The organism is Terriglobus sp. (assembly GCF_965201105.1).
In the GTDB taxonomy this organism is placed as follows: Bacteria; Acidobacteriota; Terriglobia; order Terriglobales; family Acidobacteriaceae; genus Terriglobus.
The window spans coordinates 2009461-2022627 of the sequence record NZ_OZ241741.1; the positions used below are offsets into that span (position 1 = coordinate 2009461).

The 13167-nt window shown below is 61.5% G+C and carries 16 protein-coding genes; 9 read left to right on the top strand and 7 right to left on the bottom strand.

Annotated features, from left to right (window positions below):
* Positions 1-77: 77 nt before the first annotated feature.
* Complete coding sequence (locus ACOFKT_RS08755) at positions 78-1256, bottom strand: pyridoxal phosphate-dependent aminotransferase (RefSeq protein WP_419807015.1); 1179 nt, start codon at positions 1254-1256, stop codon at positions 78-80.
* A 71-nt stretch (positions 1257-1327) separates the two neighbouring features.
* Between ACOFKT_RS08755 and ACOFKT_RS08760 the strand changes: the two genes are divergently transcribed.
* Positions 1328-2122, top strand: coding sequence for a hypothetical protein (locus ACOFKT_RS08760; protein ID WP_419807016.1), 795 nt, complete (start codon positions 1328-1330; stop codon positions 2120-2122).
* A 52-nt stretch (positions 2123-2174) separates the two neighbouring features.
* On the opposite strand, the gene ACOFKT_RS08765 is transcribed toward ACOFKT_RS08760, so the two are convergent.
* The gene (locus ACOFKT_RS08765; protein WP_419807017.1) at positions 2175-3194 is read right to left on the bottom strand and encodes an LLM class flavin-dependent oxidoreductase; all 1020 of its coding nucleotides are present in this window, start codon (positions 3192-3194) and stop codon (positions 2175-2177) included.
* A 17-nt stretch (positions 3195-3211) separates the two neighbouring features.
* Here ACOFKT_RS08765 and ACOFKT_RS08770 point away from each other — a divergent pair, with 17 nt between their 5' ends.
* Complete coding sequence (locus ACOFKT_RS08770; RefSeq protein WP_419807018.1) at positions 3212-3454, top strand: hypothetical protein; 243 nt, start codon at positions 3212-3214, stop codon at positions 3452-3454.
* Positions 3455-3554: 100 nt separating this feature from the next.
* On the opposite strand, the gene ACOFKT_RS08775 is transcribed toward ACOFKT_RS08770, so the two are convergent.
* The 3 genes from ACOFKT_RS08775 to ACOFKT_RS08785 form a co-directional block, all read right to left on the bottom strand.
* On the bottom strand, positions 3555-4310 hold the full coding sequence (locus ACOFKT_RS08775; RefSeq protein WP_419807019.1) for a sugar phosphate nucleotidyltransferase: 756 nt from the start codon (positions 4308-4310) through the stop codon (positions 3555-3557).
* A 2-nt stretch (positions 4311-4312) separates the two neighbouring features.
* Positions 4313-5428: a CgeB family protein gene (locus ACOFKT_RS08780; RefSeq protein WP_419807020.1), complete on the bottom strand. Its 1116-nt coding sequence runs from the start codon at positions 5426-5428 to the stop codon at positions 4313-4315.
* 173 nt (positions 5429-5601) lie between these two features.
* Positions 5602-6408, bottom strand: a complete 807-nt coding sequence (locus ACOFKT_RS08785; protein ID WP_419807021.1) for a hypothetical protein — start codon at positions 6406-6408, stop codon at positions 5602-5604.
* Between the two features lie 426 nt (positions 6409-6834).
* On the opposite strand from ACOFKT_RS08785, the gene ACOFKT_RS08790 reads away from it, so the two are divergent.
* Genes ACOFKT_RS08790 through ACOFKT_RS08800 form a run of 3 tightly spaced genes read left to right on the top strand, consistent with a single transcriptional unit; the run spans position 6835 to position 8415 of the window.
* Positions 6835-7707, top strand: a complete 873-nt coding sequence (locus tag ACOFKT_RS08790) for a ribonuclease HII (protein ID WP_419807022.1) — start codon at positions 6835-6837, stop codon at positions 7705-7707.
* Positions 7692-7922, top strand: a complete 231-nt coding sequence (locus ACOFKT_RS08795; protein ID WP_419807023.1) for a PIG-L family deacetylase — start codon at positions 7692-7694, stop codon at positions 7920-7922. The genes ACOFKT_RS08790 and ACOFKT_RS08795 overlap by 16 nt, the downstream gene beginning before the upstream one ends.
* 1 nt (position 7923) lies before the next feature.
* Positions 7924-8415, top strand: coding sequence for a PIG-L deacetylase family protein (locus ACOFKT_RS08800; RefSeq protein WP_419807024.1), 492 nt, complete (start codon positions 7924-7926; stop codon positions 8413-8415).
* Between the two features lie 120 nt (positions 8416-8535).
* Here the strand turns inward: ACOFKT_RS08800 and ACOFKT_RS08805 are convergent, their stop codons facing one another.
* Positions 8536-9231, bottom strand: coding sequence for a sulfite oxidase heme-binding subunit YedZ (locus ACOFKT_RS08805; protein ID WP_419807025.1), 696 nt, complete (start codon positions 9229-9231; stop codon positions 8536-8538).
* A 27-nt stretch (positions 9232-9258) separates the two neighbouring features.
* Positions 9259-10227, bottom strand: a complete 969-nt coding sequence (gene msrP / locus ACOFKT_RS08810) for a protein-methionine-sulfoxide reductase catalytic subunit MsrP (protein WP_419807026.1) — start codon at positions 10225-10227, stop codon at positions 9259-9261.
* 147 nt (positions 10228-10374) lie between these two features.
* On the opposite strand from msrP, the gene ACOFKT_RS08815 reads away from it, so the two are divergent.
* The 4 genes from ACOFKT_RS08815 to mscL all read left to right on the top strand — a co-directional run bounded on the left by ACOFKT_RS08815 (position 10375) and on the right by mscL (position 13132).
* Entirely contained in the window at positions 10375-11154 is a 780-nt protein-coding gene (locus tag ACOFKT_RS08815) for a 2-keto-4-pentenoate hydratase (protein WP_419807027.1), read from the top strand.
* A 126-nt stretch (positions 11155-11280) separates the two neighbouring features.
* Positions 11281-12270, top strand: a complete 990-nt coding sequence (locus ACOFKT_RS08820; RefSeq protein WP_419807028.1) for a Ku protein — start codon at positions 11281-11283, stop codon at positions 12268-12270.
* A 67-nt stretch (positions 12271-12337) separates the two neighbouring features.
* Positions 12338-12634: a permease gene (locus ACOFKT_RS08825; RefSeq protein ID WP_419807029.1), complete on the top strand. Its 297-nt coding sequence runs from the start codon at positions 12338-12340 to the stop codon at positions 12632-12634.
* 45 nt (positions 12635-12679) lie between these two features.
* Positions 12680-13132 carry a large conductance mechanosensitive channel protein MscL gene (gene mscL, locus ACOFKT_RS08830; RefSeq protein WP_419807030.1) on the top strand — a complete coding sequence of 151 codons (453 nt, stop codon included), beginning with the start codon at positions 12680-12682 and terminating at the stop codon, positions 13130-13132.
* Positions 13133-13167 lie beyond the last annotated feature (35 nt).

The following is a 13167-nucleotide window of genomic DNA, read 5'->3' on the forward strand; positions in this document are numbered from 1 at the left end:
TCCACCTGGCTGTGTCAAGAATCTTTGACACAGGCTGAAGACTATGTCTGCGCGTTGTTCGGGGCTACTACCTGGGGTCAAGGGTTCGAGCGCAGCGCCTCGCACGCGCGCTCTAAATCTTCATCTCGCTTTCCAAAGCAGAACCGCAGCATCGTCTCGCCCCTGCCCTCGCGAAAGAATGCTGAACCTGCAACCGCCGCCACGCCAGTGTCACGCAGCAGCGTCCGCGCTCGCTCCGCCGCGGTCGCGCCCGGAATGTGCGATGCGTCCGCGAAAATGTAGTACGCGCCCGCCGGCTTTGGCGCCTGGAAGCATGCTGTCCGCAATGCATCGCAAAGCAGATCGCGCTTGCGCTGGTGATCCGCGCGCAAATCGTCGTAGAACGAAGTTTTTGCCAACTGCGTCAGCCCGGCCAGCGCACCATACTGCGCCGGCGAAGGCGGACAGATGTACACGAGATCGTGAAAATACCCGATCGCCGGCACCAGGTCTGCGGGCGCCGTAAGGTAGCCGATGCGCCAGCCCGTCACGCTGAACGTTTTCGAAAGCCCCGAAATCGTAATCGTCCGTTCGCGCATGCCGGGCAGCGTCGCCATGGAAACATGCTCGGCGCCGTCATACACGAAATACTCATAAATCTCGTCCACGATGACATACAGGTCATGTTCCTGCGCCACCGCCGCGACCGCTTCAAGTTCCGCGCGGCTGAACACCTTGCCCGACGGATTGGATGGCGTGTTGATGATGATCGCGCGTGTACGCTCCGAAACAGCGGCGCGCAGCGCGTCCGAATCGAGCTTCCAATCCGGCGCGGTCAGCGGAACCACTTGGGCGACCATGCGCAGACTCAGCACGGTGCTGACGTGATACCCGTAGAACGGCTCGAAGAAGATGACCTCGTCGCCCGGATTTAGCAACGCCAGCAATGTCGTGTAGAGCGCACCCGTGGCGCCATTCGTCACCAGCACCTCTTTGTCCGGGTCGGCCGTAATGCCATTGTGCTGCTGCAACTTGGCCGCGATCGCTTCGCGCAGCGCCGCAATGCCGTCCAGCCGCGTGTAGATGTTGAGCCCGGCGCGAATCGCCTCAATCGCGCCCTGTTCGACCGGCGCGGGAACCGGCGTGTCGCAGATGCCCTGCGCCAGGTTTACGCCACCCGCAGCGTCGCACGCAACGCTCATCGCGCGTATTTCGGATTGGACGACGGCAGGAGCGATGTGGCTGAGGCGGGCAGGAACCTGGGCACGTGCGGGCATGCACCAATGTGCCGGAATCAGCCCGCACTTCGCAAGTGGCAGTTCGCGCCTGCGGCGCATCTGAACCGCGCATGAACGAATCGCGCCGCTTCAGCCAGGACCGCGACCACATGTTTGATCTGGAGAAGACCAGCCGCCTCGCCGAACTGTTTCAGGTGTCACGCGAGCAGCGCAACAACGCGTGGCTCGACGCATTTTTCGACACGGCGTGGCACGCCTCGCTCGAAGTCGCCGAACCGCCCTTTTTTCAGGGCCCGGACACGTTCACCTACGCTCGCATGCACGTACCCGAGCCTGGCAAGCCGTTCCAGTCCAACTCGCTCTCAAACGTCGCACCCTTTGCGGTCGAGCGTGGCGCCGGCATTGCGATCTTTCGCTCGCCCGCGGCAACTGAGCCTGAGTTTGTGTTGAGTATGGGACGTGTTGACAGCCTGCTGCTCTATGACTCGTGGCGCGGCGACCCGCTGGATGTGCAGGAGATCGCGGAAAAGTCAGAGGCACAAGCGAAGGACGAGCATGGCATGGAGACCTTTACCGCGCAGAAAGAAACACAGATTCTAGTCGGCTCGCCAAACGTCACATTGCTGCCGGCGCACACAGCTGGCATGCTTCATCGGCACCTGACAGCGGGCTGGCACATGGCTGATCCGCGCATCGCTCTGATGATTGTTCCCGGCATGGCTCCAAGCCGAAACCTGGTCATCGGCAGGAAGATGAGTGAGTTCCCCGACCAGGCGACCGCCGCACGACAAACGCAGGCGCTGCTGTGGTATTTGCCGCCCGCGCGAAGCCTGGTGTTGATGCCGGAAAGCTGGACGACGGACCAGATGCGCCCGCTCACGGAGTTCTTTCAGATGCCGGCGTGAGCGCACCTGCGAACCAGCAAGCCATAGCTTTGGCGGCGCGAACAGAGGCGGCTTAGCCGCGAATGACCGCTCCGCTGAATCGCTCCATCTCTTCCAGTTGCGGGCTGAACTGCAGCAACAAGAGGTCTACGCCAACCTTTTCAAATTCGCCGATACGGTCCGCGACCTGTTGCGGCGTTCCGGTCAGGCCGGAACGAAGCCCGCGGTTGGAGACGGAGTACTCCTCGATCGACATCTGCCGCTCGAGCTGCGTGCCGCTGAGCCACTGCTGATAGTTGGCGAAACCTTTTGCGCTCGCATTCACGTCGGTGATGCGTGCCAGCTCTTGTTTGACCTCGGCGTCGGTCTCGCGGACGAGGGCGTACCCAGCGACGCCGTACTGCATTGGCGGCAGACCGAAGCGCTCGCGACGCTGTTGCATGTCGGCGATCTTTGCGCCGACGTGCTCGGGCGAATCACCGTGCATCACGTATGCATCGCATTTCTGCGCAATCAGGTTCTTTGCGGCTTCACTCTCGCCGCCGGCATAAATAGGCGGACGCGGCGAGCGCACCGGCTTCGGTTCCATGACGGTTTCCGTGACCGTGTAGTGCTTGCCGGTATGGCTGAAGCGCGGCTCGGACCAGATGCCGTTCACCACGTCGAGCCACTCGCTGGTGCGGCTATAGCGGTCGTCGTGCTGGTCGAAATGCACGCCGTACATCGCGGCTTCCTGCTGCCACCACGACGAGACGACGTTCAGCGCAAGCCGGCCATTGGAGATGCAGTCGATGCTGGCAGCCTGCTTGGCGAACAGAGCGGGCGCATGAAAGGTCGGTCTCACGGCAACCATAAGTTCCAGCGTCTCGGTCACTGCGGCCAGCGCGGCGGCGATCGACCAGGCGTCCAGGCTGGGCGCATCGACGCCCTTGATGTCGTTTAAATTCAGCTCGGCGATGAGCGAAAGGTCGAAGCCGATCTGTTCGCTGCGTTGCGCCAGGCGCCGGGTATAGGCCCAGCTCGCCTCCATGCCCTCATCGTCCACGTTGCGCAGCCAGCCACCAAAGACTGGCATCCAGTATCCGTAGCGCATCGCACTATCCCTCGCTCTTGATTATGCGGGACGCTGAAGCCGCGCACCAACACCGAGCAGATGCCCACGCCTGTGTAGAGGCGCAGCATGAGATCTCGCATGCTCGCGACGCGGTGCGACTCATACACACCAACCGAGTGCAGGACGATCGTTCAGAACAAAGAGCAAATGCCAATAACCAGCAGGCTTTGAAGGGAAACACGCATCGCGAGAAACGCGGCTGGATGACGTATCGCCTCGGCCGCATGAAGGCGATGTGAGCAGGCATATGACCAGCGTGAGCACAACAAGATCTTCGGAAATGTGCTCAATGCCCTGTTACAAGTCTCCGCCACGTGCCGCGCGAGCAGGATGCAGAGCTTATCGGCCGGTGGGATAATCGCCTTGAGTACCGGGTTCCGAGAGCAGGCGAATGGCGGCACGGTAGCCGTGCAGCGTGCCGGTGTCCACGTAGGAGCAGCCCGCCTGCACGCCTGCGGCACGGCCTCCCTGCGCGAGCCAGGCGTTCACCAGCGTGCCCAGATATTCGTCCTGGCGTTCCGGCCGGGTCCACAGTGCGTGAAGCTCGTGAAAGATGTGTCCGGGCATGCGCAGCGCGCCCCACACCCACCGGCTTGTGGCGTCGGGTTGCTTCACCTGAATCGTCTTGACTTCGCCGCTCTCATCCGTCACGACAGCGTCGAAGAGTTCCGGCCGCTCGACCGGGAACAGCAGGAACGATAGGCGATCCGTCGGCAACAGCGCCAGGCCGTCCGCCGGAAACCAGATCGTGTCGGGCAGGCCGATGGCGACCGGCTCATCGGGTCCGACCACGGTGGCGGCACGAAACAAGGCGTCGCAAAGGCCGCCAGCGGTGGGCTGCACGGTATAGACGATGTCGGCGCCCCAGATTCGCGATCCGTAGTAGGCCAGGATGTCAGATTTTCCCGGTGAGATGACAAAGCAAAGTTTGTCGCAGCCGGCGGCGATCAGGCGCTCGACCAAGTACTCGCTCACCGCGCGTGGACGTTCCGTGCCGTCCGCCTCCACGCGGCTGCCAACGGGAAGCAGCTCTTTACTGAACGCGAGCGGCTGAATGCGACTGCCAAGGCCGGCGGCCGGAATGATGCCCCACATGGCTAGCGGATCCCCGCCGATGCGAGCACGGGTGCGGCGTGCGGCCTGGCTTGTTCCAGCAGAGCTTCCAGTGTGCGAGCGCGTGCGTCCGCAGTGTGTTCGACCAGAACGCGCTCGCGCGCCTGACGGGCGATCCGGTCGCGTTCTGCGTCTGCGAGTTGCAACGCATGCACGACGTCCTCCGCGGTATCGACCAGAACGATCTGCTCGCCCGGCGTCAGAAACGTATCCAGGCCTTCCCAGTGGTCGCTCAGCAGAGGAGTGCCGCAGCTTGCCGCTTCGAACAAGCGGCCAGACGGACAGAAACCGTACTCCGCCATGGCCTGCCGCGTGATGTTCAATGTCCACCGCGATGACGAGAAGAAGGCCGGGTGCGCGACAGGTGGCACGTGCCGGTGGAAGTAGAGATTGCTGGTCCAGGGGAAATCCGCCGGGTATTGTGCCCCGCCGATCAGAAATGTGCATCCCGGTAACGTTCGCGCGGGTTCCAAAAAGAGCCGGTCCAGAGCAGGCTGCCGATCTGGTGCGTACGTGCCCAGGTAGGACAGGTCGCAGCGGTAATGATCCTGTGCGGGAACTGGATGGTGCTGCACCGGGTCGACCCAGCCGTAGAGCGGCGCGACGTTACGGGCACCGAGGCGCTGCTGTAGCTCGGTGAGTGCGCGGCCGCCTGTGTAGCTCAGCACCAGGTCGAAACCGGCCAGGCCATTGCTGGGCAGGTACTCAGGATGCGCTCCTGTTGCAAGCGAACGAAGCGTAACGGGTGTGTCCAGGTCGTAGAAAACCTTGATCCCTGCCTTGGAGGCGAGCAGCATTTCGGCAACGGCGCTGCCGTCCGGACAGTAGCTCGTGACGATCGCGACGTCGGCGTCATCGAGCGCTCGCTGTGCCTCAACGCGGATGCTTGCAAGGTCCTGGTACAAGCGCAGCGCGCCGCCGCCTGGCAGGTCGGTAAGGTCGCGGGCGTCGCGATAGTACTGCACATCTTTTTCGAAAAAAGTAATGCGGTGGCCGCGGTCACCAAGCGCGCGCAGAAGGCCGCGCCACAACGTGGCGTGCCCATTGCCCCAGGATGAGCTTACGGTGAGGCCAAAAATAACGATGTTCCAACCAGACAAGCAGGGTTCCCCGAAGGCTGTGGGACGATGCGATGCAGAGCATCGCGATGTGGAATAGGCGTACAAGAGACGCAAAGAAGAGTCTGGCATTGCCAGACTCCCCGATGGATCAAAGGTACAAACCTAGCCAGCAGCATACACAGCATCTATGTAGCTGCCGGCGGCGACGAGCTTTAACGACGCGTTGTCTTCTTGGCAGCTGCCTTGGTCGCCGGCTTGTTCGGTCCACGGCCGCCCTGGTATCCCTTGCTGCCGGTTGACTTTGCGGTTGTTTTCTTGGCAGGGGTTTTCGAGGCGGTTTTCTTTGCAGCGGTTTTCTTGGCAGGCGCTTTCTTCGCGGCTGTCTTGGTGGCGGGCTTGTTGGGTCCGCGACGGCCCTGGTAACCCTTGCTGCCCGTCGACTTGGCGGCTGTCTTTTTTGTCGTCGTTTTCGAGGCGGTCTTCTTGGCAGGGGCCTTTTTGGCCGGGGCCTTTTTGGCGGCTGCTTTGGTGGCCGGTTTGTTGGGTCCGCGACCGCCCTGGTACCCCTTGCTGCCTGTCGACTTGGCGGCTGTCTTCTTCGCGGCTGTCTTGCTCGTCGTCTTCCCCGAAGCAGCAGATGTTGCCTTTTTCGAAGCCGACTTTGCCGTGGTCTTCTTTGCAGGCGTCTTCTTTGCCGACTTGGTCGTCACCGACTCCTTCGCACTTTCGGACAAACTGTCCGGGTGAACGAACTTATTGAAGTTGCTCTCCGCACCTTCTGCGGTCACTTCCTGATACACCATCACAAGGCCGCTCTCGTCGAACTTCTTGAAGAACGGTTCCCAGTCGATCTCCTTCAGGTTGTCATCGTTTGCGTTCGGAGCATCTGGAAACTCGAGGCGGATGATGCCGACCTCGTCTCCGTGTTCCGTACTCGCCACATCTGCCGGGCGGCCGCCCCGCTTTTCTGCCCACGCGCGAATCTCGTCGTGGTCCTGCGTCGTCTTTGAAAGCGCCATCCTATTCACCCCTGTGTGCTGATGCGTTCCGTTGCGCTGCACCGACGGTGCAGCACTCTGGACTGTGATGACGCATGGTCCCATTGTGCTGTCTGCTTCGGCAATACCTTTCTTGGATTTCAGCAGGTGCAGGGTGCGAGCGATGAATTTGCGCGGTGCCCAAGCAGCTCGCAGCGGGTACAGCGTGCGCGCTGGACTGTGTCGTAGTGCCTGGCGGTGTGGCTTGCGCGGCGGTGGGCTGAGCCGGAAGGGGCTGGTGCGTGGCGAGATTGATCGTCGCGAGCCGCACAGGAGCGAAACCCAACAATGGGAGGCGCGTGACGGCGGAGTCTTTAAGAAAGCTGAAGTGACGTGAAACGGCTAAACAGCAGGTGCTCCGGCTACCGGCAATCCCTGTTTCGGGCCGGTACACTTGAATCAGCCGTGGTGAAGCAAAGAACTCCTGTCGCCGGAAAGGTTACTGCACGGCCAAAGGCGAAACCGGGAGTTCCGGCGGAGTTCCGGCGCAAGCGGCCGATGGTGCCTGCCGGGCGCACGAAAGAGCAGATGCTGCGGGAGGCGGTCTGTTCGGACGCACCCGAGGAGGCGCTGCGGTACCGTGGCTTTGCCTCGATTGCCGGCATTGACGAGGTGGGCCGCGGTGCTCTGTTCGGCCCGGTGGTTGCAGCAGCCGTCATCCTGCCGCGGCGCACCACACGGCTGCAGCGGCTGGGTCTGCGCGACTCAAAGCAGTTGTCGCGCGCGGAACGCGAACGGCTGGACCGGGAAGTCCGCAAGGCAGCGCTGGCCTTTGGCATCGGCGAGGTGAATGCCGCCGGTATCGACCGCATCAACATCTACCAGGCGAGCCGGCTGGCGATGCGGCTGGCAGTGGACGCGCTGACCATGGCGCCCGATCACCTGCTGATTGACGCCCTGCGCATCGACCATGCCTGCGCGCAAACGAAGATCATCTATGGGGATTCGCTTTCGATTTCGATTGCGGCCGCCAGCGTGATCGCGAAGGTGCACCGGGATGCGATGATGCGCGAGTTGGACATCCAATTTCCGCAATACGGTTTAGCCAGCCACAAGGGTTACGCCACGCCCGAGCACCGGGCGGCTTTGCAGGAGCACGGACCTTGCGAACTGCACCGCAGAAGCTTTGCGCCTGTCGCCAAGTTCTACGGCGTGGAAGCGTTGCGGCTTGCTCTGGAGAATGAGGAGCGCCTGGAAGAAGAAGCGTTGCGTGAGGACGATGCGTTGGACGTGATTCTGGACGACGCGCCCGGAGAGGACGAAATATGCCTGGAAGACTGATGTGCGTGGTTGCGCACCCGGATGATGAATGCTTCGGCTTTGGTGGATCACTGGCACTGGCGGCCGGCCTGGGCTGGCAAACCAATGTAATCTGCCTGACGGACGGTCAGGCCGCCACCCATCGAGGCGAGTCGAAGGACGCCGCTGACCTGGGCCGCATGCGCCGCGAGGAGCTGGCGGCAAGCTGCCGCATTTTGGGTGTGACCGAGCCATGAGTTGCTGGACTACCAGGACGGGCAGCTTGAGTTTGCGGATCTGCACGAGGCTGGGCGCAAGCTGGTGCAGCGGATGCGCACCTGGAAGCCGGATGTGGTGCTGACGTTCGGCCTGGATGGCGGGTTAAATTTGCATCCCGACCACGCGACCGTAAGTGCCGTGACCTCGATCGCGTTTCGCTGGTCGGCGCGCGCAAAGCGCTATCCAGAGCTGGGTTTGGAGCCATGGACGCCACGCCGGCTGTTTCATTTGACGAGTGACTTCACACTTGCCGATCGCGAAGCCGTGCTGCCGACGCCGTGGACCGTGAAGCTGGATATTCGCACAGTGAAGAAGCGCAAGAAGGAAGCGTTTCTGGCGCATACTTCGCAGGCCGTGCTGTTTGACAAGGTGAAACCCTATTGGGAGCGATACGGCGACTTTGAGTACTACACGCTGATGGCGATGACGGAACCGGAAGCGATGCTAATGTCGGAAAGCCTGTTCGATTGATTGGGGTCGGCACGGCACGTCCAAGTGCATGTGAACCGTGGCTCGCCTGCTATCTCATCTTTCTGAAACAAACTTTCCTGGCGGTTGGGGCTGCGAGCATGGAACGCTTGCCCCGCGCAATCAGGATGCGGTCTGAAGCGTTGGCCGGACACGGCGCTTCTGCCACCAGGTCCAGGCCGGGCGCGCCAGCAGCAGCAGGGCAAGCACAAGCGTGTCGCGCAATGGCTCCAGGTTACCTTTCTTCACCAGCCACCAGTAATGCACAAGGGCCAGCACCGCCGCGCCATAGACCAACCGGTGCAATGTCTGCCACGGCCGGCCACCCATTTTCCGCAGCACCCACTGCGGTGAAGTGAGAGCGAGCGCCAACAGAAGCAGCCAGGCCAGCAGGCCGACCTGAATGAACAGCCGTTTCTGCAGATCGTCACGGAGTGTCGGCCAGACGTCGATCCAGTTCTGCTTCAGCGCCAACCATTGGTGCGCCTTTGCGTTTGCAAGGGCCGCCGTAACGTCAAAACCGGAGAACAGAAAGATGTAAATGAGCAGGTGCAGTGTCGCGTAATAAAAGGCGAACAGGCCGACCATGCGGCGGAACCGGACAAGGAAGCCGAACTTCGGCGAGAGCTTCCGTACGGGTGAGATTGCAAGGCCGACGAGGAGACAGTAAACGGCCAGGTCACCGGTATTGTGTGTGAGCGTGGTGACCGGGTCGGTACCCAGGTTATTCGTCAACAGACCACGCACTAACAACAGCGACGGTGCCAGAAACAGCAGAAAAACGAGTGGCTTGACCCATTGCACCGCGCGGTTGTTCATGCGTCCTCTGCCCTGCCCTCCGGGTCGTCAGTAATTCTTGATCAGGTCCATGCCCTTGTACAGACCGGCGACCTGCTCAGCATAGCCGTTGAACGGCAGCGTGGGAATGGTGTGCGGCAGAATGGAGGTGTCGATACGGCGTTCGTGCGCCTGGCTCCAGCGCGGGGCATCACGCTGCGGGTTCACGTTGCTATAGAAGCCATACTCGCTTGGGCTCAGCGTGTCCCATGTGGTTGTGGGCTCGTTGGCGACGAAGCGGATGCGCGTGATCGATTTTGCCGATTTGAAACCGTACTTCCAAGGCACGATGACGCGTACGGGAGCGCCCTGCTGATTTTCGAGCGCTTCCCCGTAGGAGCCAAAGGTGAGCAGAGTCAGCGGGTGCATCGCCTCGTCCATGCGAAGGCCCTCGCGATAGGGCCACTCGATCATGCTTGGGGCGTCGGGCTCCTGCCGAGGGTCGAAAAACGAGATGAACTCGACGTATTTCGCCTCGGCTTTCGGCTGCGCGAATTTGATCAACTCCGCCAGCGAGTAGCCGATCCAGGGAACGACCATGCTCCACGCCTCGACGCAGCGGAAGCGATAGGTGCGATCCTCCAACGGGCGATAACGCATCAGGTCGTCGATGCCGACCGTCTTTGGATTGCTGCAGAGACCCTCCAGCGTCACCGTCCATGGCCGCGTGTGCAGGCTGCCGGCGTGGTCTGCCGGGTCCCGCTTGTCCGTGCCGAATTCGTAGAAGTTGTTGTAGGTGATGGCTTTCTGCTTGGGCGTGAGCGTTTCATTGACCGGCGGAAAGCTGCCCGGGTGCGACGGCAGCTTGTTGGCGGCAAACGCCACGCTGGGTGTGCCGATCGGTGGCAGCTTCTTGCGGGCCTCATAGGTCAGACCGGCAAGTGCCAGGCCGCCAAAGATCAGATTGCGCCGGTTCAGGAACTTTTCTTTCGGCGTGATCTCGGATGAGAGAAACTCTGGCGCTTTGCGTAGCAGCATGGTGATCCTCCGAAGATGTAGACGCTTGGCATTGCGCGGTGGATTGCCGCCGGGATTATTCGTCTGGTCCATTCTTCACGTGGCTACACGGCAGCGGATCGCATCACAGTGTTCTGAAGCCGATTTACGACGAACGCCGGAGATTTGATGAGCAACCTGAGCGCCGCCCGCGAAGACGTTCTGTTCCGCACTGCCGACTTTTTGCTGGATCACCGCCGCACCGGCGAGCCCGTAGCCGGATTGCCGGAGGAGCAGCGTCCCGCGACCGAGGAGGAGGCGTTCTTCGTCCAGGACACGATGATGCGCGCGTACGGCGAGATTGGCGGATGGAAGATCGGCGCGCGCACGCCGGACGGTGTTCCCTTCTTTGCGCCGATGCCGGCGCTGTGGATGGGCCTGAACGGGACACTGTTTCGCGGGCCGATGCACCGGCTACACGGCGTGGAGGCGGAGATCGCCTTTCAGGTTGCGAAGGACCTGCCGCGTCGCGCTGAGCCGTACACCCGCGATGAGGTTCTGGCAGCAATTGGCACCTGTCACCCCGCGATCGAGATTATCGAGTCGGCGCTGACCGACCCGCTGGCCGCGCCGCGGGAAAGCATGCTGGCCGACATGCAGATGCACGGTGGTTTCGTGACCGGGCCCGCGATGCAGGAATGGCGTGAGGTGGACTGGCAGCAGGAGGGGGTGCACCTGATCATCGACGGCAGCGTGCGCGTAGAAAGCGTGGCTTCCAATCCTGGCGGCACCGACTTTCTGCGGCTGCTCACGTATCTTGCGAACGAGGGCGCGGCCCGGACCGGCGGCCTGCATGCGGGCCAGTGGGTAACGACCGGAAGTTGGACCGGCGTGACATGGGCGACCGCGAGTGCGCAGGTGCTTGTGGAGTTTGACCACGCGGGCACTGTCAGCATGCAGTTCGCGTAGAAGCCGTCGTGATCGTGCCGGCTCACCGCGTGCTTGCCGGGCTTGTCGCGGGATCGGACCTTGCCGAGACACGTGCATCCCTACAGCGGGGAGCTTGAATCAGACTAGACACTCGAGGTGCTCAAAATGGCGCGTCCGTACTGGTCAGGTTCGATCCAGATTTCTTTGGTGAGCTTTGGTGTCAAGTTCTTCGTGGCGACGGAGTACAAGAGCGAGATCCGATTTCACCAGATCAGCCGCTCCACGGGTGAACGCGTGCGCCACCAGAAGGTACTGCAAAGCGCGGTTGACGAGGGTGCGCTGGAAGAAGGCGGTGAAGCCCCCACGGTTGCCAAAGACGACATTGTGAAGGGTTATGAGTACGCCAAGGGCCAGTACGTGACGATCGAGCCAAGCGAGATCGCCAACCTGCGGGTTCCGTCGAAGCACTCCATTGCGATCGAGCAATTTGTGAACGAATCAGAGATCGACCCTGCCTATTTTGAGAAGCCGTATTTTGTTACGCCCGACGGAGACGCGCAGATGGAGGCTTTCGCCGTGGTGCGCAAGGCAATGCGCGCGGCAAAGAAGGTTGCCATTGGAAAAATCGCATTTGGCGGCCGTGAGCATGTGCTTGCAATCAAGTCCAACGACGATGATCAGCACCCCGGGCTGATGGCGTACACCATGCGGTACCAGCAGGAGCTGCGGAACCCGATGGAATACTTTGGCGGCCTGAGCCCTGTTGAGATCGAAGAAGACCAGCTTGACCTGGCCGAACAACTGATCAAGCGCAAAACAGGCAAGTTCGATCCCGGCAAGTATCAGGACGGCTATGAGATCGCGTTAAAAGAGTTGATCGATGCGAAGGTGAACCACGAGCCGATTCCGCAGGAAGCGCCCGCGCCGCGCCGCGCCAAAGTCGTAAACCTGATGGATGCATTGCGTGATTCGCTTCGGAACAACGGTGGCAATGACCGGGCCACCGAAGAGGAAGAAATGCGAAAGAAAGCATCGCGCAGCGAGAAGAAGGCAGACGCGGTCAAACAAACATCAAAGGTGCTGAAGATGCCGGCAAAGAAAGCAGCACCGAAGTCTGCCGCGCGGTCCGGGCGGACGCATGCCAAATCGGCCTGATGCCAGTCGGAATCCGTATCGTGGTCCGGTACGGCCCAGTCGCAAACCTGTTCCGCCCCCGCTTCCGTTGCACGCACATCTGCGCCGATTTTTCGACCTGCGCTACCGGTCTGTGTTGCGCGGCATGCTGGTTGTGCTGATCAGTACCGTGTTTGCGTTTCGGCTGTCGCACTTTCCAAATAACTTTGCGACGCCCTGGCTGTTGGTGCCGTTGCTGTTTGCCGTTGCGGGCACGGCCGACACCACGCGCTGCATGCAGAAGCAGTGGAACTGGTACCACGGCGGCGTGGTGCTGTGCCTTTACACCGACTTGATGGCGATCTGCATGATCCTGTTTTTTCTGCTGTACCCGCTGTGGCTTTGACCTGTACCCTCGTTGCGTACCGGCCAGCTTCTATCGGAGAACAGCATGCTGAAGGGATTTCGCGATTTCATTTTGCGCGGCAACGTGGTCGATCTTGCGGTTGCAGTGATTATTGGTGCCGCATTCGGGGCCATCACCGCTTCGTTGACCGCAGACGTAATTACGCCGCTGATTGCGGCCCTGGTGGGTGCACCCGACTTCTCGTCGTTGGTGGTCCACGTGCCCGTGCTGCATAAGGTGGCGCCACCTTCGCCGCTGCCGGCGAACTATGTTGCGCCGGGTGAGATCCATGTTGGCAAATTTCTGAATGCGCTGATCAACTTTCTGCTGAACGCCGCGGCCATTTACTTCCTGATCGTGGTTCCGATGAAGTACCTGCTGGCGCGCTTTGAGCCACCCGCGCCGCCATCGACCCGCGCCTGCCCGCAGTGCCTCAGTGACATTCCGCTCGCAGCCACGCGCTGCCGGTTCTGCACGGAGCCGGTGCTAGCCGTTTAGGAAACTGCTGACGCTTGGCCGCGCCCTTCACAAGT